This window comes from Streptomyces sp. NPDC002588, from assembly GCF_040295925.1.
In the GTDB taxonomy this organism is placed as follows: Bacteria; Actinomycetota; Actinomycetes; order Streptomycetales; family Streptomycetaceae; genus Streptomyces.
This window is the reverse complement of the sequence record NZ_JBEOWF010000035.1, coordinates 73,736-98,016: the sequence shown is the minus strand read 5'-3', so window position 1 is coordinate 98,016 and position 24,281 is coordinate 73,736. Positions and strand designations below refer to the sequence as shown.

Below are 24,281 nucleotides of genomic sequence, written 5' to 3'. Positions count from 1 at the left end.
CGGTCGGGCCCGGGGCGACTGCTAACGTCGCCGCGACGACATTCAATACATTCAAGGCATTCAAGACAGCATCGAAGACAACGACGCCGAGGTGATCGTTCGTGTCAGGCAGCAGCTCGGCCTTCGTCGCCGGGTTCACGGCGGCGGCCGTCGCGACGGTCGGGTTCCTCGCCTACCAGGCGTCGGCGACCGTGCCCGCGGGCCTGGGCAGGCCGCGCGCCGCCGTCTCGTCCGCCGCGCCGAAGGCGCCCCGGGACACGAAACACCCCGCCGCGCTGCCGGGCAGGTCCGGGAGCGGCCGACGGGTGGTGTACTCGGTGGACGACGACCGGGTGTGGCTGGTCGGCATGGACGGCCAGGTCCGGCGCACGTTCCCGGTCACCCCCGGCAGGGTCGACCCGCTCCCCGGCACGTACTCCGTCACCTCCCGCTCGGGCCGGATCACCGGCACCGACGGCACGCCGGTCGAGCACGTCGTCCGCTTCACCACGGTGGGCGGCGTGACCATCGGCTTCAGCGCGGCGGTGAAGGACGTGACACCGCCGTCAGGAGCACCGGTGCGCACCGGCGGCATCCGGGAGTCCCGGGCGGACGGCAACGCGATGTGGGACTTCGCGACGATCGGCCAGCAGGTGGTCGTGATCCGCTAGAAGCGCCCTAAGCCGCCCGGGGGTGGTCGACCGGCTTGCGGGCGACGGCCGGATCCGGCAGCCGGGGCGGGGTCGACACCGCCTCCGCAGCCGCGCACGAGGCCAGCAGATCGCGCATGGACACCCCGGCGAGCGCGAACGGCCCGGGCGGCTGGACCTTGGGCTCGGTGGTCGGCATGGGCGCCTCCTGAGAGCGGGGCGGGACCTGGTTAGGCAGACCTAACTACGGACTGGCTACCATGTGACCACGCACAAGACGCCGAACGCAACATTTTGCCGACGTCCTGTCGGAAACGTTCACGGAAACGAGCGCACGGCAGGTCAGGCCGCCAGCACGGTCAGATCCGCCGCGGCCCACCGCTCGCCCAGCCCGGTGACGGTCACCTGCCGCACCTCGTCCGTCGTGTCGCCGACGGCCCGGTGGATCCGTACCTGGAGCCGCTCCTCGGTCAGCTCCTCGACCTTCCCCTCGCCCCACTCCACGACGATCACGGACTCGGGCAGCGACACGTCGAGGTCCAGGTCCTCCATCTCGTCGAGCCCGCCGCCCAGGCGGTAGGCGTCGACGTGGACGAGCGGCGGACCGTCCCCGAGGGAGGGGTGCACCCGGGCGATCACGAAGGTCGGCGAGGTGACGGCCCCCCGGACCCCGAGCCCCTCGCCGAGCCCCCGGGTCAGCGTCGTCTTGCCCGCGCCGAGCTCCCCGCTGAGCATCACGAGATCGCCGGCGCGCAGCAGTTTGGCCAGGCGGCGGCCCAACTCGCGCATCTGCTCGGGAGAGTTGATGATCAGGTCGGTCTCAGCCAGGTTGTGCGCTGCCGCTGGTGCTTCCATAGCCACCCACGGTAGCCCCTGCCGGAACGGCACCCGCGCGGGCGAGCAGATCGGCGAGGCGGTCGGTGACGACCTCCGGGTGCTCCAGCATGACCAGGTGCCCGGCGTCCGGCACCAACACCAGCTCGGCGCCCGGCAGCATGTCGGCGATCGCCTCGCTGTGCTCACTCGGCGTGACGAGGTCCCCGATCCCGGCCAGCACGAGCACCGGCATGTCCGCGAACAGGGCGAGCGCCTCGGTCTTGTCGTGATCGGTGAACGCCGGATAGAACTCGGCGACGACGTCGATGGGCGTCCCCTCGATCATCCGCTCGGCGAACCGCGCCACGGCCGGGTCGACGTCCCGCGAGGCGAACGAGTACCGCTTGATGATCCCCGCGAACAGGTCCGCGGTGGCCCGCCGCCCCTTCTCCACCAGCGCGGCCTGCTGCCCGAGCGCCTTCAGCACACCGGGCAGCACCCGCCGTACGGCGTTGACGCCGGCCACCGGCAGCCCGAAGTTGACCTCGCCGAGCCGCCCGGAGGACGTGCCCACGAAGGCGGTGGCGACGACCCGCTCCCTGATGAGCTCGGGGTACTGCGCGGCGAGCGCCATCACCGTCATCCCGCCCATGGAGTGCCCGACGAGCACGATCGGCCCCTCCGGCACGGCCGCGTCGATCACGGCCTTCAGATCGCGCCCCAGCTGGTCGATGGTGAGCGCCACCCCGTCCTTGAGCTGGTCGACCCCGCGTGCGGAGCGCCCGTGGCTGCGCTGGTCCCAGTGCACGGTCCGTACGACGCCCCGCAGCGCCGCCCGCTGGAAGTGCCAGGAGTCCTGGTTGAGGCAGTAGCCGTGGCTGAAGACGACGGTGACCGGCAGCGGCGCCTTGCGCCCGAACAGCCGGCGGCGCCGCCCGGCCGGCCCGCCCTGCGGCTCGACGTCGTCCACCTCGTAGTACAGCTCGGTGCCGTCGTCGGCGACGGCCTTGCCCGGAATGCCGCGCAGTCCGCCGTACGGCCCGGCGGCGTCGAGCGCGAGGCGGGCCTTCGCCCGCATGCCGCGTCCCACGGTCATCCGCTCGATGGCAACCCCGGCCGCCGCGCCCGCGGCGATCACGCCTATCGCGGCGCCGGCGATACCGGTCGCCCGGCGCCAGCCTCCCGCCGCCCCGGCCGCCCCCGTGGCGGAGGCCGCGGCGACGACCGCCGAGGCGGCACCCGCCACCGCCTCCGCGCTGCTCTCGCTCACGTACCGCTCCTCTGGTCCCCAAGGTGCCGACTACAGGTGATCCCTTACCCGCGGGTTACCCGCTTCGTCACTCGTTCACATAGACGCGAGGAACCCGTGCACCGATCCGCGTGACGATTTCGTATCCGATGGTTCCCGCGGCCTGCGCCCAGTCCTCGGCGGTGGGCTCACCCCGGTCGCCGGACCCGAAGAGGACGGCCTCGGTACCGGGCGCGGGCTCGTCACCGCCGAGATCGACGACGAACTGGTCCATCGCGATCCGCCCCGCGACGGTACGCCACTTGCCGCCGACGAGGACCGGCCCGGTCCCGGAGGCGTGCCGCGGCACTCCGTCGGCGTACCCCAGCGGCACCAGCCCGAGGGTGGTCTCGCCCGGGGTGACGTAGTGATGGCCGTAGCTCACGCCGTGGCCGCCCGGGACGTGCTTGACCAGGGCCAGCGAGGCCGTCAGCGTCATCACGGGGCGAAGCCCCAGGTCGGCGGAGGAGCCGAGCGCGGGGCCGGGCGAGACGCCGTACATCGCGATGCCCGGCCGGACCAGGTCGAAGTGGGCCTCGGGGAGCGTGAGTGTGGCCGGTGAGTTGGCGATGTGCCGGACCTCGGGCCGCGCGCCCTGCCCCTCGGCGTACGCGACCATCTCGCGGAAGAGGGCGAGCTGGGCGGCGACCGAAGGATGTCCCGGCTCGTCGGCGCAGGCGAAGTGCGACCACAGCCCGGTGATCCGGATCAGCCCGGCCGCCTCCGCCTCCAGCGCCCCGGCGACGAGCCGCCGCCAGTCCGCACCGGGCTGGCTGCCGCCCCGCCCGAGCCCGGTGTCGGCCTTGAGCTGCACCCGCGCCGGCCGGCCCGCCGCGCGCGCCGCGCCCACGAGCTCGTGCAGCGCCCACTCCCCGCTCAGCGACACGTCGAGGTCGGCGTCGATCGCCTCCCGCCAGGGCCCGCCGGGCGTCCACAGCCAGCACATCATCCGTACGTCGGCCGGCAACTCGCCCGAGGCGCGCAGCGCGAGGGCCTCCTCGGGAGTGGCGGTACCCACCCAGCCGGCCCCGGCCCGCACGGCGGCACGGGCGCACGCGAGCGCCCCGTGCCCGTATCCGTCGGCCTTGACGACGGCCATGAACGCCGCCCCCGGCGCCTTGGCGCGCAGGGTCCGCACATTGGCCCGCAGCGCGGCCAGGTCGATCTCGGCACGCGCGCGCGGCGGGTCGGCGGGCGTCTTGGCGGTCTCACTCATCACGGCCCAGTGTCTCAGAGGTGTCGGACAACGCCTCAGCTGCCGGGTCGCCGGCCCCACACATACACCCGGTCCCCCTTCTTCAGCACGTCCCACAGCTTGCGTGCGTCACGGACGGTGAGATTGACGCAGCCCATGGAGCCGACCGTGGTGTGGATGGTGCCGTAGACGGCGTGGAACGCCTGTCCCCCGTCGAAGAACTGGGCGTAGGGCATGGGGGTGTTGTAGAGGGTCGACACGTGGTTCTTGTGCTTCCAGTAGACGGTGTGCCACCCCGTGCGGGTCGGGTACGCCTTCCGCCCGCTCCGCATGGTGAGGGGGCCGAGGACGACCTTCGGCCCCTTCTGCACCCAGGTCAGCTGACGGTCGAGATCGACACAGGCAACACGGGCGTCGGTCTCGGGGCACTTCTTGGCGGCGTTGGGGTTCTTGCGCGCCGACAACCACATCACCCGGGCCCAGGTCACCGGCCCCGCGAACCCGATGGCGGGCTTGATGTTCTCCTTCTTCTGGAACGCCTGGATCGCCTTGCAGTCGGCGGCGGACTGCTTCCCGTCCACCTTCAGCTTCAAGTACCGCTCGACCGCCCGCTGGTACGGCCCGGTCGACCTGGTGCAGGTCACCCGGGCGGCGGCGTCCGCGAGGGGCACCCACTCGATGAGGTCGTAGGTCCCGTCCGGCGCGCCCTTCGGTTCGACGGCGTCCTCGGCGGCGCTCGGCCGGTACACGTGCGGCGCGAGCACCTGGTCGGGGGTGTCGATCTGCCAGGGCTGGTGGGGGCCGGGCGGAACCCCGGGCACGAGCTCGCTCTCGGGGACCGGAGCGGGAGCGGGCCGCGCGGGGAGGGCGGCGGCGGCACCGACGGGCAGCAGGGCGGCCGCGGTGAGCAGGACGGCGAGACCGCGGGAGGCAACAGGTCCACTGATCATGCGACAAGCGAAACGTCCCTCTTGTGTGATTCACGGCAGCCGCGCGGAAAGGTCACCCGGACGCGGCGGCACCCGCCGCGGGCCTGGCAGAAGGGTCTGCGCCCGTTGCCGAGCCTCAGGGCGGGGGGTGCGCCGACTCGGGACGGTAGTGCCCGCCGTATGAAACAGCGGCGCCTCAGCGCCGTACGTCCCGCCAGGCCTCCGGAATCGCCTCGGCCACGCCGTACGCCCCCACCGGCGCCCCCTCCGCCGCGTACCGCCCCGCCAGCCCGTGCAGATACGCCCCCGCGCTTCCCGCGTCCACCGCGCTCAGCCCCGCCGCCAGCAACGAGCCCGCCAGCCCCGACAGCACGTCCCCGCTTCCCGCCGTGGCGAGCCAGGGCGTCCCGGTCGCGTTCACCCGCACCGGCCCGCCGCCCGCACCGGTCACCACCGTGGTCGACCCCTTGAGCAGCACGGTCGCCCCGTACCGCTCCGCGAGCTCGCGGACCGCCGACAGCCGAGCCGCCTCGACCTCCTCCCGCGCCACGCCCAGCAGCGCGGCGGCCTCCCCGGCGTGCGGGGTCATCAACGTCGGCGCGGTACGGCCCCGTACGGCGTCCCGCTCGGCGAGCCGCAGCCCGTCCGCGTCCAGCAGCACCGGCACGTCCGCGTCCAGCACCTCGGCGACGGTCGCCGCGTCGTCCCCCGCGCCCGGTCCCACCACCCACGCCTGCACCCGGCCCGCCCGCTTCGGCCCCCGCTCGGACACGAGGGTCTCCGGGAACCGCGCGATGACCGCGTCACCGGCCGGCCCCACGTACCGCACGGCGCCCGCGCCGCCCCGCAGCGCCCCCGCGACGGCGAGCACGGCGGCCCCCGGATACCGCGCGGAGCCGGCCGCGATCCCCACGACCCCCCGCCGGTACTTGTCGCTCTCGGCCCCGGGGAGAGGCAGCAACTCCGCGACGTCGGCATGCTGCAGGGCCTCCGTCTCCGCCTCCTCCGGCAGCACGGCCCCCAGCCCGATGTCGACGAACCGCACCGCCCCTGCGTATCCCCGCCCGGGATCGATGAGCAGCCCCGGCTTGTGCGTGCCGAAGGTGACGGTCACATCGGCCCGTACGGCGGCCCCCCGCACCTCGCCGGAGTCCGCCTCCACCCCGCTCGGCAGATCCACGGCGACGACGACGGCCCCGGACCGCTCGACGATCCGGACCACCTCGGCCGCGTCCGCCCGCAGCCCGCCCTTGCCCCCGATCCCCACGATCCCGTCGACGACGAGGTCGGCCCGCTGAATCACCCTCTCGGCGCCCGCCACCCGCACCGCACGGCCTCCCGCCCGCCGCAGGGCGGCCAGTCCGCCGCCGTGCGCCCGCTCGGGCGACAGCAGCACCGCGCTCACCCCGGCCCCCCGCCGCGCCAGCCGGGCCCCGGCGTACAGCGCGTCACCCCCGTTGTCCCCGCTCCCCACCAACAGCACGACCCGCCGCCCGTACACCCGCCCCAGCACATCCGCGCAGGCGACGGCGAGCCCGGCAGCGGCCCGTTGCATGAGCGCCCCCTCGGGAAGCCGCCCCATCAGCTCCCGCTCGGCGGTCCTGACCGTGTTCACACAGAAGGCAGTACGCATGTGCCCGAGTCTGTCACTGCCGGGCCCTCACCCCTCGGCAATCACCACCGCCGAAGCCACCCCCGCGTCATGACTGAGCGACACATGCCACGCCTGGACGCCCAGTTCGGCGGCCCGGGCCGCGACGCTCCCCTGTACCCGCACCCGCGGCTGCCCGCTGTCCTCGACATACACCTCCGCGTCCGTCCAGAGCAGCCCGGGCGGCGCGCCCAACGCCTTGGCCAACGCTTCCTTCGCCGCGAACCGCGCCGCCAGCGAGGCGACCCCTCTGCGCTCCCCGCTCGGCAGCAGCAACTCGCTCTCGACGAACAGCCGCCCGGCGAGCGCGGGTGTGCGCTCCAGCGACGCCGCGAACCGTTCGATCTCCGCCACGTCGATTCCGACGCCGATGATGCTCATGCCGAGCACCCTAAGGCCGGGATATCACCCCGCGCGTTGTCACAGCCCGCTGCTGCCCTGCGGCGACTTGATCACCACCTGGGGGCGGAGAGATGAGCGGCACCGACGGCGGACCCATACCCTCGACCGGGCCGACCTTCGATCCGTACGACAACACGCCCGAGCTGATCCCGCTGCGCACCGCCGCCCGGGCGGGTGACTGGCCCGCCGTGCGCGCCTTCTTCGCGGGACTGGACACGGCCGACAAGATCTCCTCCGCCTCCGCCCTCCTCGCCGACATCTCCGGCGTCGAAACGTTCCTGGAACCGGCGGCCGGCCCCCCAGTGGTCGTCGTCCGCGCTGACCGGCACCCAGCACTACTCCCTGGAGGACGAGGACGTCCTCCTGCTCATCTCTCCCCGGGGCGTCACGCTCCGGACCCCCCGCGGCCCGATCACGGTCCTCTACGACTCGGTGGCGGCGATGACCGCCCGCCCCGACGGCGCCCGTTCCCTGACCGGCCACGACGGATTCGTGGTCACCGTCGAACCGACCCTCTACCAGGACATCACCCCGGAGGTCATCGCCGAGATCGACGCGGCGGTACCGCCGGAGGCGGTGGTACGGATGCCTGCCCGCGCCCCCGACCGCATCCCGCGCCCCCGCCCGAGCGAGCCCGCCCCCGAACAGACCGGGGGCGACCGCCCCCGCCACCCCTGGGGCTGGACCGTGGGCGTGTGGCTGATCGGCGCGACGGCCGCGGCGTGGAGCGTGATCACGGCGATGGTCCTGGCCGTCGAGTTCACCGACCCCCGTGTGGAGTGGGACGTGGTCCTGGCCGTCCTGATCCCGGAGGTCCCCCTGGTCTGGACGACCTGGGCCCTGGCCAAGGGCCGCCGGGCCCGCCGCCGCTGACGGCGGGCCGGGGCGCCGCCCCCACCGGGCAGGGGCGGCCTCGGGGGACTACTCCACCGTCACCGACTTCGCCAGGTTGCGCGGCTGGTCCACCTCGTTCCCCCGCGCCGTCGCCAACTCGCACGCGAACACCTGCAACGGCACCGTCGCCACCAGCGGCTGCAACAGCACCGGCGTCGCGGGGATCCGTACGAGATGGTCGGCGTACGGCACCACCGCCTCGTCCCCTTCCTCCGCGATGACGATCGTCCGCGCACCCCGCGCCCGGATCTCCTGGATGTTGGACACGACCTTGTCGTGAAGGACTGACCGCCCCCGGGGCGAGGGCACGACCACGACCACCGGGAGATCCTCCTCGACGAGAGCGATCGGCCCGTGCTTGAGCTCCCCCGCCGCGAACCCCTCGGCGTGCATGTAGGCGAGCTCCTTCAGCTTCAGCGCTCCCTCCAGCGCGACCGGATACCCGACGTGCCGCCCGAGGAACAGCACGGTCTTCTTCCCGGCGAGCGACCGCGCCAGCTCCCGTACCGGCTCCATGGTCTCGAGGACGCGCTCGACCTGACCGGAGATCTGCGCGAGGTCGCGGATGACGGCCCGGATCTCGTCGGCCCACTTGGTGCCCCGCACCTGCCCCAGATACAGGGCCACCAGATAGCAGGCCACCAGCTGGGTGAGGAAGGCCTTCGTCGACGCGACCGCCACCTCCGGCCCGGCATGCGTGTACAGCACCGCGTCCGACTCCCTGGGGATCGTCGAACCGTTGGTGTTGCAGATGGCCAGCACCCTGGAGCCCTGCTCGCGCGCGTGCCGCAGCGCCATGAGCGTGTCCATGGTCTCCCCGGACTGCGAGATGGCGATGACGAGCGAACGGGAGTCGAGGATGGGGTCGCGGTACCGGAACTCACTGGCCAACTCGACCTCGCACGGAATCCGCGTCCAGTGCTCGATGGCGTACTTGGCGATGAGCCCGGCGTGGAAGGCCGTACCGCACGCGACGACCACGACCTTGTCGATCTCCCGCAGCACCCCCGGAGGGATCCGCACCTCGTCGAGCGTCAGCGAGCCGGACGGATCGATCCGGCCGAGCAGGGTGTCGGCGACGGCCTTGGGCTGCTCGGCGATCTCCTTGAGCATGAAGTAGTCGTAGCCCCCCTTCTCCGCGGCGGAGGCGTCCCAGTCGATGTGGTACGACCGCACCTCCGCCGGGGCCCCGTCGAAACCGGTGACCGTCACCCCGTCCCGCCGCAGCTCCACCACCTGGTCCTGTCCCAGCTCGATCGCCGACCGCGTGTGGGCGATGAACGCGGCGACGTCCGAGGCGAGAAAGGCCTCCCCCTCCCCGACGCCCACCACGAGCGGTGAGTTCCGCCGCGCGCCCACGACCACGTCCGGCTCGTCGGCATGCACCGCGACCAGCGTGAACGCCCCCTCCAGCCGCCGGCACACCAGCCGCATGGCCTCGGCGAGGTCGGCGGTCGCCGAGTACTCCTCGGCGAGCAGGTGCGCCACGACCTCGGTGTCCGTCTCGGACGACAGCTCATGGCCCCGCTCGGCCAACTCGCCCCGCAGACAGGCGAAGTTCTCGATGATCCCGTTGTGGACGACGGCGACGCGCCCGGCGTTGTCGAGATGGGGATGCGCGTTCGCATCCGTCGGCCCGCCGTGCGTGGCCCACCGCGTGTGCCCGATCCCCGTCGTCCCGGTCGGCAGCGGCCGCGCCCCGAGCTCCTTCTCCAGATTGACGAGCTTGCCGGCCCTCTTCGCGGCGGCGAGCCCCCCGTCCGCCAGGACGGCGACGCCCGCCGAGTCGTATCCCCGGTACTCCAGCCGCTTCAGCCCGGCCATGACGACCTCGAGCGCCGACTGAGACCCCACGTATCCCACGATTCCGCACATGCGGGGCAGCCTAGGCTCGAGAAGCTCCCCGAACACGCCTCCGTGTGCCCGATTCCGGATTTTCCCACGGCCGTATCCCGTCGTCGGGCGCGACGGCGTGACGCACCCCACCCCGCCACCCGTTCAAACTCCGTTAACAATGGACTGTGATCTCTCCGGTCTCCTCGATGCCCCGGAGCGCCCACCGGCACAGGCCGGAGGCGACTCCCTTCGTCGACCTCACCCGCTCCGAGTGGAGCGCCCTGCGCGACAAGACGCCGCTGCCCCTCACCGCCGAGGAGGTCGAGAAGCTGCGCGGCCTCGGTGACGTCATCGACCTCGACGAGGTGCGGGACATCTACCTCCCGCTCTCCCGCCTCCTCAACCTCTACATCGGCGCGACCGACGGCCTCCGCGGGGCCCTGAACACCTTCCTCGGCGAACAGGGCTCACAGTCCGGCACCCCGTTCGTCATAGGGGTCGCCGGCTCCGTCGCCGTGGGGAAGTCGACCGTCGCCCGCCTCCTTCAGGCCCTCCTCTCCCGCTGGCCGGAACACCCGCGGGTGGAACTGGTGACCACCGACGGTTTCCTGCTCCCCACCAGAGAGCTCGAAGCCCGCGGCCTGATGTCGCGGAAAGGGTTCCCCGAGTCCTACGACCGCCGCGCCCTCACCCGTTTCGTCGCCGACATCAAGGCCGGCAAGGACGAGGTCACCGCCCCCGTCTACTCCCACCTGATCTACGACATCGTCCCCGACCGGCGCCTCACGGTCCGCCGTCCCGACATCCTCATCGTCGAGGGACTCAACGTCCTGCAGCCCGCCCTCCCCGGCAGCGACGGCCGCACCCGGGTCGGCCTCGCCGACTACTTCGACTTCAGCGTGTACGTCGACGCGAGCGCCGAGGACATCGAACGCTGGTACCTCAGCCGCTTCCGCAAGCTGCGCGCGACCGCCTTCCAGAACCCCGACTCGTACTTCCGCAAGTACACCCAGGTCTCCGAGGAGGAGGCCCTCGACTACGCCCGCGCCCTCTGGCGCACGATCAACAAGCCCAACCTGGTCGAGAACATCGCGCCCACCCGCGGCCGCGCCACCCTGATCGTCCGCAAGGGCTCCGACCACAAGGTCCAGCGCCTGAGTCTGCGCAAACTCTGACTCGGACCCCGACGGCTACCCTGCCCCCATGCTGCACCTGCGCCTGATCAGCCCGTCGGAGAAGACCGCCGAGGTGCTCCGCCTGATCGAGAAGACCGTCGGCACCACCCATCTGGTGGTCATGGAGGGCGCGGCCCGCAATCCCTCCGGCGACGTCGTGACCTGCGACGTCGCCCGCGAGGCCGGTGACGAACTGCTCACCGGGCTCCAGCGGCTGGGCCTCGAGGAGTCCGGCTCGATCGCCGTCGAGAACATCGACCTGTCCCTCTCCCTGCGCGCCGACAAGGCCGAGGCGGAGGCACCGGGCGAGGGCGCCGACGCGGTCCTGTGGGAGCACCTCACCGACGCCACCCACGAGGAGTCGACCCTCTCCGTCACCTATGTCGCCTTCATCACCCTGGCCACGATGATCGCGGCCTGCGGCGTCGTCCTCGACAACGCGATCCTGATCGTGGGCGCGATGGCCGTGGGACCGGAGTTCGGCCCGCTGGCGGGCGTCTGCACGGCGATCGTGCAGCGCACCCCACGGCTGGCGGTGCGCTCGCTCGTCGCGCTGCTGGTGGGTTTCGCGGCGGCGATGGTACTGACGGCGGGCTTCAGCGTCTTCATGGACGCCGTCGGACTGTTCACCAAGGCCCAGTTGGAGGCCGACCGGCCCAACACGGGCTTCATCTACGCCCCGGACTGGTTCTCCTTCGTCGTGGCCGTCCTGGCCGGTGCGGCCGGCATGCTCTCCCTCACCTCCGCGAAGTCGGGCGCCCTGGTCGGCGTCGCCATCTCGGTGACCACGGTCCCGGCAGCCGCCAACGCGGCCGTCGCGCTGGTCTACGGCGACACCCATCAGACGCTGCGCTCCTCGGAGCAACTGCTCCTGAACCTGCTGGGGATCATCCTGGCCGGCACCCTGACGCTGCTGACCCAGAAGTGGCTCTGGGAGAAGCAACGGGGTCGTCTGCGCAGGCCTTGATCACCCCCGGGAGACCCCGTACCGGGCGAGGACCCGGCAGGCCCGGGCGGTACCGTCCTCGGTTTCCAGGGCACGGCCGAGCCGACGCGCCGCCTCGGCGTAGGGGGCGTGCCGGGTGAGGGCGTGCAGGCGTCGGGCGAGGACGGGAACGGCGAGTTCCCCGGCCGGCAGGGGCGGGGGCCCGGCGCCGAGCTCACGCACCCGTGCGGCCCAGTAGGCCTGGTCACCGAAGAACGGGCAGACCAGCGCGGGTCTGCCGGCCCGCAGTGCCGCGGCCGTCGTGCCGGCCCCGCCGTGGTGGACGACGGCGGCCATCCTGGGGAACAGCCAGTGGTGAGGGGTGTCGCCCACCACGAGGATGTCGTCCTCGCTGGTGGCGGGGTCTCCGGCCAGCACCCCGCGCAGTCTCGCGCGTCGCAGCGCCGTGCGTACGACGGCGTCGGTCGCCGCGGGGTCGGCGGTCCGCATACTGCCGAATCCGACGTAGACGGGCGGGGGCCCGCCTGCCAGGAAGTCGAGCAGGCGCTGTGGGGGTTTCCACGACGGCTGTTCGTGGTGCCAGAAGCCGGTCATGTGGACGTTCGGTCCCCAGTCGGCCGGCCGCGGCACGACGGCGGGGCTGAACGCGCAGAGCACGGGGGCGCGACGGGCCTGCCGGAGAGCAGCCGTCAGGGACAGCGCCGGCAGGCCGAGGCCGTCCCGGCGCCATGTGTTGACGAACTTCCGGCACACGAGCCAGGAGCCGAGGTCGACCGCGTCGAAGCTGAGCCGGTTGCCCCAGCCCCCCAGCATCCGGGCAGCCGGTGCGAACGGGTGCGGAAAGGCCTTCGTCGGCTGGCTCGGCTGGAAGTGGATGACGGCGTGCGGTACCCGGAGGTACTGGCTCAGATGGACGCCGAGGAGGCCGAAGGTGGGTGCCAGCACCAGGTCGGCGCCCTTCGCTCCGGCCTGTGTCTCTTCCAGCATCGGCATGATGTGGGGTCGCAGGACTCGGTCGACCCGGCGGATGAATGCCACCGGGTTGCTTCGGCCGGCGAGCAGTTCCTGGCCCTCGGCGGATGCGATGATCTCGGCGGGGTCGGCGGGAAGGGGATGGAAGTCCAGCCCCGCCCCGGCGATCAGATGCTGATAGCGCGAGCTGGCGAGAACCCTCACCGTGTCGCCCCGAAGGGTCAGCGCCCGGCCCAGTGCCAGGCAGGGCTGGACGTCGCCCCGGGACCCCGCGGCGAAGAGCACCACTGCCCGACCCATGCCGATGCCTCTCTGTGTCTCACCTGCCGCTGCCGGCGTCCGCCCGCGTACTCGGCTCGAGCGACTTCAGGACCGCGGGCCAGATGTGGTGCAGTTCGTTCTGCCAGTACGGCCAGGAATGCGTCCCGGGCCTGTACAGATGCATCGAGACGGCGACGCCCGCGGAGCGGAGCGACGACGCGAACTTCGCGTTCTGCTTGGGAAGCACCGCCTCGCCCAGCACACTCGCCATCATGACGTCCAGTGAGCGCCCCTGGTCCAGGGGTCCGAGCGTGCTGTCGCCCGAGGACAGATGGACGTGTGTTCCGCGAAAGGCGCGAGGCATGGCAGCGGGGTTGTGGGCCTGCCAGACATCGGCGTCGGCCACCGGGTCTCCCCAGACCTTCCTGATGTCGACGCCGTCCCTCTGGGAGCCGAGCGCGAGGGCCAGACGCACGCCTGGGTCGTTGAGATCCACGTAGGAACTCATGGCCGCCACATACCGGAACATCCGCTGGTGGTGTGCCGCGTAATTGAGTGCGCCGAAGCCTCCCATGGAAAGCCCCACAACGGCTCGCGAGCGTCCGGCATGGAACTTCCGTTCCATGAGCCGTACGAGTTCGGCGGTGTGGAAGGTCTCCCAGCGGGGTGTACTGGCGAACCAGTCGCTGTAGTATCCGGCTTTTCCTGCGTCAGGCATGACGATGAGCACGTCGGAATTACGCGACAGCGCTTCCACATCTGTCTCGCGCGTCCACGACGTGTAGTCGTCATTGCCGCCGTGCAGCATGTACAAAACCGGGAAGGTGCTTCTCGAATCCTTTCTCCAATTCTTGGGGAGAATGACACGGACAGGAATCGACATACCCATGGCCGGCGAACGGACCGTGAGGTCGAGCATTCTGTCGTCGATTTTTCTCTCTGCGGTGACGCGCGCCTCCGCGCCGACAGGTCGGGGCGGTCCGTCCACCCTCTGTTCAGTTGCGCTCGCCTCGGATGAGAGCAGGGCGGCGACGAGCCAGAAGCACACCACGAAAAACTTCATGAGATGCGAAACTCCTCAGGGGGGATAGGCTCGGCAAAGCATGTCGAAATACCTCCTTTACTGCCAGCGGACACACCGTTCGTGCGACGCCCGGGGGGCAATCGCCCGTACGGCAGAGCAGCGGTTGCGGAGCAACGGGTCAGCGGTTCTCGTGGAACAAGTCGTGAGACTCGAGCCAGATTGGAGCCGAAAATGACATTGCCCCTGTCCGAAGCGGTCATCGCGGGTGCGGACGCGGCGGACCTCGAGTCGCTTCCCCTCCCGGACCACTTCTCGGCTGCCTGTGTGCGCGCCAGCGACGTCAGCATGTTCGAGGGCGTCGAGGACAAGGACGTACGCAAGTCGCTGAACGTCACGGACGTGCCGATGCCCGAACTCGCTCCGGACGAGGCCCTGATCGCCGTGATGGCGAGCGCGATCAACTACAACACGGTCTGGACGGCCATGTTCGAGCCGTTGCCCACCTTCCAGTTCCTCAAGGCGATGGGGAAGACCGGGCGATGGGAGGCGCGGCACGACCTGCCGTACCACATCGTGGGTTCGGACGCCTCGGGCGTCATCGTCCGCACGGGGTCGTCCGTGCGCAGATGGAAGGTCGGTGATCACGTCTCGATCTCGCCGGCCTATGTCGACGAACAGGATCCCGACACGCACCACGACGGCATGCTCGGGCTCGGGCAGAAAGCGTGGGGGTTCGAGACGAACTTCGGCGGTCTGGCTCACTACGCCGTCGTCCGAGCCAGCCAGCTGATGCCGAAGCCACCTGCTCTGACCTGGGAGGAAGCGGCCGTCAACCCGTTGTGCGCCAGCACCGCCTACCGCATGCTGGTCAGCGACCGCGGTGCGCGGATGAAGCAGGGCGACATCGTGCTGGTCTGGGGGGCGACCGGTGGGCTGGGCTCCTACGCCGTCCAACTGGTACGCAACGGCGGCGGCGTTCCGGTGGGCGTGGTGAACTCCGACGAGAAGGCGCGACTGCTCAGGTCGCTGGGGTGCGACGCCGTCATCAACCGCCAGGAGGTGCTCGACGGGGACGACACGCTCCTGCAACGCCCCGAGGGGTGGAAGAAGATGGGCAAGGCGATCCGCGAGGCGGTCGGCGATGACCCGCACATCGTGTTCGAGCACGTCGGCAGGAAGACCTTCCCCGCGTCCGTGTTCCTCGCCAGGCGCGGCGGGACGATCGTCACCTGCGGATCCAGTACCGGCTACGAGCACACCTACGACAACCGGTACCTGTGGATGCGGCTGAAGCGCATCATCGGCAGTCACGGCGCGAACCTTCACGAGCAGTGCGAGGTCAACCGGCTCATCGCGATGGGCGGCGTCGTTCCCGCTCTGTCGAGGACGTATCCGCTGGCGGAGGTCGGGGCGGCCGCGCGGTCCGTCCAGGCCAACGAGCACATCGGCAAGGTCGGTGTGCTGTGTCTGGCTCCGCGCCCCGGGCTCGGGGTCACCGACCCGCAGGCCCGTGCCCGGGTGGGTGAGGAGCGGTTGCGCCTGTTCCGCAGGTGAGCCCGCGGAACAGGCGCGGCGCGCCGGTCACCCGGCGGGCCACCCCAGTGCGCGGGTGAGGTGCCGCGCGATGGTCTGCACATGAGGCGGGTCGATGACGGACAGGTGGTCGCCCTCGACGGGAACGATCTCGAGGGACCGGCACAGCGGAGCCCATCCGAGGTCGGCGTCCTGCCGGAGATAGCGCGGATCCAGGGCGGTGGTCAGCTTCTGGGGCTGCCGGGCGCGGTAGAGCACCACGTGGCCGTCGTGGGGACGGGGGGCGTACCGCTCGCCGACGCGGGCGTCGACGTACGAGGTCCGTTGGTGTTCCATGATGCCCGGGCTCATCTCGAGGCCTGCGTCGGCGACCAGACGCATGATCACCTCGATCTGCTGGTCGTCCGGGGTGGCCGCCAGTTCCTCGTAGGGCAGGTCGAGGCGGTGACCGTACGTCTTCTCGATGTATTCGGCGAAACGGCCGAAACGCTCGAGCAGGAACTCCGGTGACTCCCGCTGTTGCAGAGCGGCGGGCAGGATGGTGTCGATCAGTCCGAGGAACCCGACACCCTGTCCTTCGGCCTTCAGCTGACGAGCCACCTCGTAGGCGAGACATCCCCCGAAGGACCAGCCGAGCAGGTGGTAGGGCCCGTCCGGCTGGATGTCCCGCAGGAGCGTCAGGTAGTGGGCGGCCTTGCCCTCCATCGTGCTCAGCTCGTCGACGCGTTCCAGCCCGTACACGGGTTGTCCGGCCGGCAACAGCCCGGTCAGGGGCAGGTAGACGGAGGTCGGGCCGCCGGCGGGGTGGAAGGTGAACAGCGGGGGGCGCTGTGCCCCGGCGAGTGGGGGGCGCAGGGTGGTGACCGCCGACGGGCCGGTCCGGTTGACCACCGGCCGGATCAGTTCGGCGACGGCCGCGACGGTGCGCTGGGCGAGGACGTCGTCGGCCGTCAGGCCGAGTTCCGTGTCGTTGCCGAGGCGCTGGAGGATGACGTCGACCATGGCCGCGGCGGACTGTCGGTCTCCGCCCACGGCTGTGAAGTCCTCGCGGATGTCCTTGGGCCCATGGTGCAGGACCTCGGCCCAGGCGCTCGCGACCAGCCGCTCCGCGGCGTCCCTGGCACCGAGGAGGCTCGGCAGCCGGGGTGTGGAGGGCTCTGTCCGCCCGGTGCCGTCCGGCGCTGCCGGTGCGGAGGCGGCCCTGGGTCCCGCGGCGTCGAGGCCGAGTTGTTCCAGCACCGCGGAGCCGAGTTCACGCAGGGAGGCGCCGCGCAGCAGAGACGGGGCGGGCAGGTCGACGTCGAAGTCCTGACGGATCGCGTTGCGGATCCGCACCGCCATCAGGGAGTCCAGTCCCAGCTCGGTCAGCGGGATCGTCTCGCTGAGTTCGTGGGCACCGAACCCCATGATGGCCGCCGTTCTCCTGACCAGGCGGGCGTACACCGTGTCCGGGGCGGAGTCTCCGAGGGCCGCGATGCCGACGGGGCCGGCCCAGTCGTCGTCGCCGAGTGTGCCGTCCTCGAGGACGTCGGTGAAGAAGGGGATGGCCGACAGGCCGGGGAATGCCGCCAGCACGCGGTCGGTGTCGAGGTGGACGACGCCGGAGTGGGTGCGGTTGAGGGTGACGAGTGCCTGCAGGGCGTCCATTCCCTCGCCCAGCCGGATGGGCTCCAGGGCCAGCGCCGGGTTCGCGGCGGCCGCACCGATGTTCTCCCAGGGGCCCCAGGCGATGGCGGTGGCGGGCAGGCCGATGGCCCTGCGCCGGTGGGCCAGGGCGTCGAGCCAGGCGTTGGCGGCCGCGTAGGCGGACTGTCCGGGTGAGCCGAGAAGGGCGGCGGCCGAGCTGTAGATCACCCACCAGTCCAGGTCGTGGCCGGCGACGGCCGTCTCCAGGTGCCGGGCTCCGACGGTCTTCGGCCGCAGCACCACGTCGATGTCCGCCGGCTCGAGGTCCGTGATCATGCGGTCGTGCAGGACACCCGCACAGTGCGCGACGCCGCGCAGGGTGTGCCCCTCGGCGAGGGCGGCCCGCACCAGGCTGGGGGCCACCTCCGGTTCCGCGATGTCCCCTTGGACGACGGTGACCGAGGTCCCCCGGGCCTGCAACTCGCCCATGACGGCCTGGGCTTCGGGTCCGGGGGGCCGACGTCCGTTGAGGACGATGCGCCCGGCGCCCTGCTCGGCGAGCCGGCTCGCGGTCGCCAGGCCCAGTCCGGTCAGGCCGCCGGTGATGACGTAGGCGCCGTCGGGACGGGTGAAGGTCACCTGGTCGTTGCGCTGTGGGGTGAGGTCGGCACGGGCGAGACGGGCGGTGAGGCGGGTGCCGGTCCGCCAGGCGATTTCGTCGGCGTCGCCGTCGGCGAGGAATTCCTGGACGAGGTCGTCGACCGCGCCGGGCTGTTTGTCGATGTCCACCAGGGAGGCGCGCAGGTGGGGGTGTTCGAGTGCCAGCACACGGACGAGGCCGCGCAGACACGCGAGGGGCGGTGTCCCGGGTTCCCCGGGTGCCGTCGCCTGTGCCAGCACGGTGGCCATCCACAGACGCGGCGGTTTGCGGTGCGTACCGCCGGCCAGGCGGCGGGCCAGCCGTGCCGCCGTGCGCAGTGGCCCCATGTCGTCCTCCCGGTCGTGCTGCGGGAGGAAGAGGATCACGGCGCTCGGGCCGTCCTGCGGGGCCTCCAGCCAGACGTCGAGTGCGGCGTCGCAGTCGTCGTCCCCGGCATCGGTCAGGGTGACGTCGACGCCCCCGGCTTCCAGGGCCGACACGAGCGAGGCGGTGGTGCCGCCCGCGGCGTCCGGTTCGTCGCCGACGAGCAGGGCACGCTGCAGACGGCCCACCGGCAGGGGGGCGGTGGACTTCTCCCACCGGATGTCGTAGGTGCACGTCTCGAGCGGCCGGGGCACTTCGTGCTGCTCGACGGGACGCAACTGGACGAACCGTGCGGCGATCTCGCTCGTGGCGCCCTCGGCGGTGACGTGCCACTGGTCGACGTCGGTGTCCGAGGGACCGGCCACGCCCGCGGGCGTGCAGTGGATGTCGTACCCGGTGTCGAGCACGCCCGGCCCCTTGACCTGCAGGGACCGTACGCCGACCGGGACGGTGTGCGTGGTGGCCCGGGCGGTGCGGTCGCCGCCCGGCGGGGTGCGCGCGGCGCTCAGCGCTTCCAGCATGGCGGTCAGCAGGTGTGCGTAGGACGGCCGGTGCGGAGGCTGAAGGTCCTCGGGTGCGAAGCGCTGTACGAGGACCGGCGCCGGTTCCGCGTCGGGGTGGTCGGCGTCCTGGAGTTCGGGGTCGCGGGTGATGCGGGCCGAGGCGTGACAGCGCCAGGTGCTGCCGGTGCCCCTGGCGTGGAGGGAGACGGAGCCGCGGGTGCCGGAGTCCGGTTCCCACACCACGGTCAGCGGGGTGCTGCTGGAGACGGCCAGCCACTCGTGGATCCGCAGGTCCTCGATGCCGAGGTGGGTGATGCCCTCTCGGGCCCACAGGTCCAGGCCCGCCTCGATCACCAGTTCCGCGGCCTCGACCAGGGTCAGCACCGCTCGGTCGTGGACCGTGCTCCGGGGGCCGTGCCGGAGCGTGCCGACGTCCGCCTGCCACAGCGCGGCACCGCTCCTCGGGTCGTCGGTGCGCACCCCCAGCAGAGGGTGGCCGAGGACGTCGGCCGAGGGGGCGGGGCGGGGGAACCAGAACCGTTCGTGACGCCAGGCGGGGGTGGGCAGTGGGGTGCGTGCGCCGGCCGGCCACAGCCCGGTGTCGACGGTGACGCCCGCGAAGTGCAGCCGGGCCAGCGCGGCGCGCAGGTCGACGGTGTCGTCGGCGTTCTTGTGCAGGGTCGGGACGACCAGGGCCCGGTCGCCGCCCGCGGTCGCGTCGAGGGTCTCGGTGAGCGGCACGACGGCGATGGGATGGGGCGAGATCTCCAGGAACAGCGTGTGGCCGTCCTCGGCGGCGGCGGTCACCGCCTGCTGCAGGCGTACCGGGCGGCGGACGTTGAGGCACCAGTAGCCCGCGTCGGCTGCCATGTGTTCGCGGGGATCGTCGAGGACCGTGTTGTACCAGGGCGTGGTGGGTGTGCGCGGGCGCAGTGCGGCGAGATCTTCGCGCAGCGGCGTCAGGACGGGATCGACCGCGGCCGAGTGACCGGCTCCGCCGACCTCGAGCAGCCGGGCGAGGTGCCCCTGTTCGGCCAGCTCGTCCACCAGGTCTCGCACCGCCTGGACCGGTCCCGCCACCGTGCAGCGCTGGGGCGAGGAGTGTACGGCGACCTCGACGCCGGGGAAGCGGCCTAGGACGTCCGTCCGGGTCTGCGCGGACAGCTCGACCGCGGCCATCGCTCCGGCGTGTCCGGCGTCGATGGTGGCGAGGTGGGCCGATCGGCGGGCGATGACGCGAAGTCCGTCGTCGGCGTCGAGGGCTCCGGCGACCACGGCGGCGGTGACCTCGCCCATCGAGTGGCCGATGACGGCGGCCGGCTCCACACCGTAGGCCCGCAGGGTCTGCGCCAGGGCCAGCTGGATGCCGAAGAGCAGCGGCTGGGTCCGGTCCACGGTGTGGTCGGAGCCGGACGTGAGGAGGTCGGCCAGCGAGGAGCCGGTCTCCTTGAGGAAGACCGGGTCGAGCGCGGACACCTGGGCGGCGAAGAGCGGGTCGTCGGTCAGCAGTCGCCGCGCCATGCCGTCCCACTGCGAGCCGTAGCCCGAGAAGACGAAGACGGGCCGGCGCGCCGTCGACGGCTGCGCCGCTGCGGCGTCGGTGCACGCGGCGACCACTCCGGGCACCGTCTCGTCCCTGGCCAGCGCGGCGAGCTTGGCAGCCGCCTCGGTGCGGGTCCGCGCGACGACGGCGGCGCAGGACGGGCCACGGCGGTACGAGGCGAGAGTGTGGGCGATGTCGGTGAGGGCGGGCGCGTCGTCGGAGGCCACCCACCGCGACAGACTCGCGGCCACGTCGGGGAGCCGGTCCGAGGAACGGGCGGACACCACCAGGATGTGCGGCGGATCGCCCTCCTCGGCGTCGGCCCGCGAGGACCGGCCGGGCACCGGAGCGGTCGGCGGCGCCTGCTCGACGACGACGTGGGCGTTGGTCCCGCCGAAGCCGAAGGCGGACACACCGGCGCGTCCGGGGCGGTGCCCGGGAGTGGGCCACGCCGTCGGTTCGGTGACCACGCGCAGACCCAGGCCGGTGAAGTCGATGTGCGGGTTGGGGGTGTCGAAGTGCAGGCTGGGCGGGATACGGCCGTGCTGCAGGGCCAGCGCGGTCTTGATCAGGCCCATGATGCCGGCGGCGCCTTCGAGGTGGCCCAGGTTGCTCTTGACCGATCCGATCAGCAGCGGCCGGTCGGGCTGTCTGCCGCCGCCGACGACCGCGCCGAGGGCCGAGGCCTCGATGGGGTCTCCCAGCAGGGTGCCCGTCCCGTGCGCCTCGACGTAGTCGATGTCGGCGGCGCCGACCGTCGCGTCACGCAGGGCGTCGCGCAACAGCGCCTCCTGCGCCGTCGGGTTGGGTGCCATGAGGCCGGCCGACCGGCCGTCCTGGTTCACGGCGGTGCCCCTGATGACGGCGATCACCCTGTCGCCGTCGCGCCGGGCGTCGGCGAGTCGCTTGAGCACGACGACGCCGCAGCCCTCGCCGCGGGTGATTCCGTCCGCGGCGGCGTCGAAGGGTTTGCATCTGCCGTCGGCGGCCAGCGCTCCGGCCTGTTCGAACGAGGCCGTGACCGCCGGGGACAGGAGCACATTGACTCCCGCGGCGAGTGCCGTGTCGCACTCCCGGCTGCGCAGACTGCGGCAGGCCAGGTGCACGGCCACGAGGGACGACGAGCAGGCCGAGTCGGTGGTGATGCTGGGGCCGTGGAGGTCGAGCAGATAGGACACGCGGTTGGCGACGATGCTGCCGGCGGCTCCGGTGCTGGTCCACGGTGTCAGGCGCGCGGGATCCGAGGTGGTCAGATGCCCGTATTCGAGGGCGCTGAGGCCGACGAAGACGCCGGTGGCGGTGGACCGGAGGGCGTGGGCGGGGACTCCCGCGTGGTCCAGCGCCTCGCAGCCGACCTCGAGCACCAGCCGCTGCTGGGGATCCATGACTTCGGCCTCGTGAGGCGTGATGCCGAAGAATCGCGCGTCGAAGCCCTCGATGTCGTCGAGGAAGGCGCCCCACCGTGTGGTGGACTCCATCAGGGCGGTGGCGTCGGGCGCCGTGCCGGCGAAGTTCGGCCAGCGTTCTTCGGGCACCTGGCCGACCAGGTCCGTTCCCGCCAGGAGCCGCTCCCAGAACGCGTCCGGCCCGTGCACGTTCCCGGGCAGGCGGCATCCGATGCCCACGATGGCGATGGCGCCCTCGTCGGCGGGGGCGGTGGGGGCCGCTTCGCCGGACGCACCGGGCCGCTCGTCCGTCTCCACGGTGCCGTCGTCGTCGGCCCTCGTCAGGGTGCTGACCAGTTGTCCGATGGTGGGGTGCTCCCACAGCAGCGTGGCGGACAGCGACCGGTCGAGCATCTTCTCCAGTTCGCCGGTCAGTCCGACGGCGTCACGGGAGGTGAGACCGTACTCCGCCAAAGGGCGGGCGTCGTCGAGCTGTTCCGGAGGGATGCCGCTGATCTCCGAGACCAGTTGCAGCAGCGCGTTCCGCAGTTCGGCGACGCCCGCCCCGGAGCGACGGTCCGTGGTGAAGGGGGTGGTCCGGGTGTCCTCGACCGGCTCCTGGTCTCCGCCTGGTCGCTTCATGCGGTGCCGGCCTCCCCCTGCGCTCGCGCGTCGGAACTCCAGGCGCCCTGGAGGTACTGCTCACGGCAGGCGCCGCGGGCGACCTTGCCGCTCGTGGTGTGGGGAACGGTGCCGGGCGCGGCCAGGACGAAGTCGTGGACGGCGACGCCGTGACCGGCGGAGACCGCCGCCCGGACGGCACGTGTCGCCTCGTCCCGGACACTGTGGGGTTCCGCCAGGTCACGGGTGTGCTCGGCGACGACGACCAGGCGTTCTCCGTCATCGGTGAGGACGGAGAACGCCGCGGTGTGATGGCGGCGGATCGCCGGGTGGGCGCTCTCGACGGTCTGCTCGACGTCCTGCGGATAGTGATTGGTGCCGTCGATGATGACGAGGTCCTTGATGCGCCCGGTGATGTAGAGCTGCTTGTCGTGACACAGCCCCAGATCGCCCGTGCGCAGCCAGCGGCGCGTTCCGTCGCCCGGATCGTCGCCGTGCAGGGTGGCTCCGAAGGTGGCTTCGCTCTGCTCCCTGCGCCCCCAGTAGCCACGTCCGACGTTGGGCCCGCGAAGCCAGATCTCACCGACGTGCCCGTCCTCCAGACGGACGCCGGTGACCGGATCGACGATGGCGGCCTCCTGGCCGGTGGGCCGGCCGCAGCCGACCAGGCGGGTCACGGCCTGCGTCTCGGTCTCCTCGGCCACTCGCGCGGTGCCGGCCGCCAGCGCGGCCCGGTCGAAGCAGGTGACGGTCGGTTCCTCGCCGGCCGGTGACGCGGAGACGAAGACGGTCGCCTCGGCCAGCCCGTACGACGGGCGCATGGCGGTGCGGACCGTGCCGACGGGGGCGAAGGCCTCCTGGAACCGCCGGAGCGTCTGCCCGGAGATGGGTTCGCTGCCGTTGACCATGGCGGCGACCGACCCCAGCGACAGCTCGGCGCGCTCCCCGTCGGCGACGCGGCGCACACAGTAGTCGTAGGCGAAGTTCGGAGCGGCGGTGAGCGCTCCCGGATGCCGGGTGAGCAGCCGCAGCCATCTGACGGGCTGCTGGACGAAGGCCAGCGGATCCATGAACACGGAGTGGACGTGACCCACCACGGGCAGCACGATCGCCAGCACGAGCCCCATGTCGTGGTACAGCGGGAGCCATCCGACGGTGCAGTTGCGCCCCGCGCGGATGTCGTACGCCTCCAGGGCCTGGCGAGCGTTGACGCAGACGTTGGCGTGGGTGATCTCCACGCCGGACGGTACGCGGGTGGAACCCGAGGTGTACTGCAGATAGGCGCAGTCCTCGGGCTGCGGACGAAAGGACCTCCCACCCGTCATCGCGCCCTCCGGCGCCGGCTCCGCGACCAGGTCCTGCTCGGTGACCACGCGCACCCGCAGGCCGTCCAGGTCGGCGCAGAACTTCTCGGCGGTCTGCAGCGACCCCGGGCTGGTGAGGGCGAGGACGGGGTCGGCGTCGGCGAGCACGGCGGCGAGTTTCTCCGCATGACCGGGCAGGTCCGGGGGGAAGAGGGGCACGGCGATCGCGCCGGCGCAGGTGGCCGCGAGGAAGCCGACGACGTAGTCCAGGTTCTGCGGTGCGACGACGGCCACCCGCTCGCCGGCTGCGCCGGCGTGGCGCAGGGCCGTCGTGAGGGCGCTCACGCGCTGCTCCAGTCGGCGCCAGGTCAGACTGGAGGGAACGCCGTCGCGGTCGCTGCTGAAATCCACGAAAGTGAACGCAGTTTCGTCGGGTGCACGTGCTGCGGCCTGAGCGAGATAGTCGCTGATCGTGTCTCTCACGGTTTCCAGCACCGAGTCACCGAACCTTTGTTCTAGGAAAGGAATGGACTCTTCGGCCGTCAGGCCGTCGGGCGTATCCGATGGCGGTTTTCGCCGCCCGTCACCGCTTCCACGAACAGCGGCAGCAGGTGAGCGAACAGCCAAACACGGAGACATGCCGGGCTTCCAGTGACACGCCGAGGCGGCTTTCCAGCCGGCGCAGGCCAGCAGGGTCTCCGCGAGTCGCGCTCGATATACCCGG

17 protein-coding genes are annotated in these 24,281 nt (G+C 71.9%); 5 read left to right on the top strand and 12 right to left on the bottom strand.

Annotation, left to right across the window (positions count from 1 at the left end; genetic code table 11):
• Window positions 1-101 precede the first annotated feature (101 nt).
• Window positions 102-650 carry a hypothetical protein gene (locus ABT057_RS33520; protein WP_352347401.1) on the top strand — a complete coding sequence of 183 codons (549 nt, stop codon included), beginning with the start codon at window positions 102-104 and terminating at the stop codon, window positions 648-650.
• 7 nt (window positions 651-657) lie between these two features.
• On the opposite strand, the gene ABT057_RS33515 is transcribed toward ABT057_RS33520, so the two are convergent.
• The 7 genes from ABT057_RS33515 to ABT057_RS33485 form a co-directional block, all read right to left on the bottom strand.
• Entirely contained in the window at window positions 658-828 is a 171-nt protein-coding gene (locus tag ABT057_RS33515) for a hypothetical protein (RefSeq protein ID WP_352347400.1), read from the bottom strand.
• A gap of 143 nt (window positions 829-971) precedes the next feature.
• Entirely contained in the window at window positions 972-1,484 is a 513-nt protein-coding gene (tsaE, locus tag ABT057_RS33510) for a tRNA (adenosine(37)-N6)-threonylcarbamoyltransferase complex ATPase subunit type 1 TsaE (RefSeq protein ID WP_352347399.1), read from the bottom strand.
• Window positions 1,450-2,715 carry an alpha/beta fold hydrolase gene (locus ABT057_RS33505; RefSeq protein ID WP_352347398.1) on the bottom strand — a complete coding sequence of 422 codons (1,266 nt, stop codon included), beginning with the start codon at window positions 2,713-2,715 and terminating at the stop codon, window positions 1,450-1,452. The genes tsaE and ABT057_RS33505 overlap by 35 nt, the downstream gene beginning before the upstream one ends.
• A gap of 67 nt (window positions 2,716-2,782) precedes the next feature.
• The gene (gene alr / locus ABT057_RS33500; protein WP_352347397.1) at window positions 2,783-3,949 is read right to left on the bottom strand and encodes an alanine racemase; all 1,167 of its coding nucleotides are present in this window, start codon (window positions 3,947-3,949) and stop codon (window positions 2,783-2,785) included.
• Between the two features lie 35 nt (window positions 3,950-3,984).
• Window positions 3,985-4,878 (bottom strand): L,D-transpeptidase family protein, encoded by an 894-nt coding sequence (locus ABT057_RS33495; RefSeq protein WP_352347396.1) that lies wholly within the window; start codon window positions 4,876-4,878, stop codon window positions 3,985-3,987.
• A gap of 175 nt (window positions 4,879-5,053) precedes the next feature.
• Window positions 5,054-6,490: an NAD(P)H-hydrate dehydratase gene (locus ABT057_RS33490; protein ID WP_352347395.1), complete on the bottom strand. Its 1,437-nt coding sequence runs from the start codon at window positions 6,488-6,490 to the stop codon at window positions 5,054-5,056.
• 27 nt (window positions 6,491-6,517) lie between these two features.
• Window positions 6,518-6,889 (bottom strand): holo-ACP synthase, encoded by a 372-nt coding sequence (locus ABT057_RS33485; protein WP_352347394.1) that lies wholly within the window; start codon window positions 6,887-6,889, stop codon window positions 6,518-6,520.
• 462 nt (window positions 6,890-7,351) lie between these two features.
• On the opposite strand from ABT057_RS33485, the gene ABT057_RS33480 reads away from it, so the two are divergent.
• Window positions 7,352-7,783, top strand: a complete 432-nt coding sequence (locus ABT057_RS33480; protein WP_352347393.1) for a hypothetical protein — start codon at window positions 7,352-7,354, stop codon at window positions 7,781-7,783.
• 48 nt (window positions 7,784-7,831) lie between these two features.
• On the opposite strand, the gene glmS is transcribed toward ABT057_RS33480, so the two are convergent.
• Complete coding sequence (gene glmS, locus ABT057_RS33475; protein WP_352347392.1) at window positions 7,832-9,679, bottom strand: glutamine--fructose-6-phosphate transaminase (isomerizing); 1,848 nt, start codon at window positions 9,677-9,679, stop codon at window positions 7,832-7,834.
• 167 nt (window positions 9,680-9,846) lie between these two features.
• On the opposite strand from glmS, the gene coaA reads away from it, so the two are divergent.
• Window positions 9,847-10,815, top strand: a complete 969-nt coding sequence (coaA, locus tag ABT057_RS33470) for a type I pantothenate kinase (protein ID WP_352347391.1) — start codon at window positions 9,847-9,849, stop codon at window positions 10,813-10,815.
• Window positions 10,816-10,843: 28 nt separating this feature from the next.
• Entirely contained in the window at window positions 10,844-11,782 is a 939-nt protein-coding gene (locus tag ABT057_RS33465) for a DUF389 domain-containing protein (protein WP_352347390.1), read from the top strand.
• On the opposite strand, the gene ABT057_RS33460 is transcribed toward ABT057_RS33465, so the two are convergent.
• Both ABT057_RS33460 and ABT057_RS33455 read right to left on the bottom strand, forming a co-directional pair.
• Window positions 11,783-13,033 (bottom strand): glycosyltransferase, encoded by a 1,251-nt coding sequence (locus ABT057_RS33460; protein ID WP_352347389.1) that lies wholly within the window; start codon window positions 13,031-13,033, stop codon window positions 11,783-11,785.
• 19 nt (window positions 13,034-13,052) lie between these two features.
• Entirely contained in the window at window positions 13,053-14,057 is a 1,005-nt protein-coding gene (locus ABT057_RS33455; RefSeq protein WP_352347388.1) for an alpha/beta hydrolase, read from the bottom strand.
• 192 nt (window positions 14,058-14,249) lie between these two features.
• Between ABT057_RS33455 and ccrA the strand changes: the two genes are divergently transcribed.
• The gene (gene ccrA, locus ABT057_RS33450) at window positions 14,250-15,572 is read left to right on the top strand and encodes a crotonyl-CoA carboxylase/reductase (RefSeq protein ID WP_352347387.1); all 1,323 of its coding nucleotides are present in this window, start codon (window positions 14,250-14,252) and stop codon (window positions 15,570-15,572) included.
• 27 nt (window positions 15,573-15,599) lie between these two features.
• Here the strand turns inward: ccrA and ABT057_RS33445 are convergent, their stop codons facing one another.
• The gene (locus tag ABT057_RS33445; protein ID WP_352347386.1) at window positions 15,600-22,274 is read right to left on the bottom strand and encodes an SDR family NAD(P)-dependent oxidoreductase; all 6,675 of its coding nucleotides are present in this window, start codon (window positions 22,272-22,274) and stop codon (window positions 15,600-15,602) included.
• Window positions 22,271-24,040 (bottom strand): fatty acyl-AMP ligase, encoded by a 1,770-nt coding sequence (locus ABT057_RS33440; protein WP_352347385.1) that lies wholly within the window; start codon window positions 24,038-24,040, stop codon window positions 22,271-22,273. Before ABT057_RS33440 ends, ABT057_RS33445 begins: the two co-directional genes overlap by 4 nt.
• Between the last annotated feature and the right edge of the window lie 241 nt (window positions 24,041-24,281).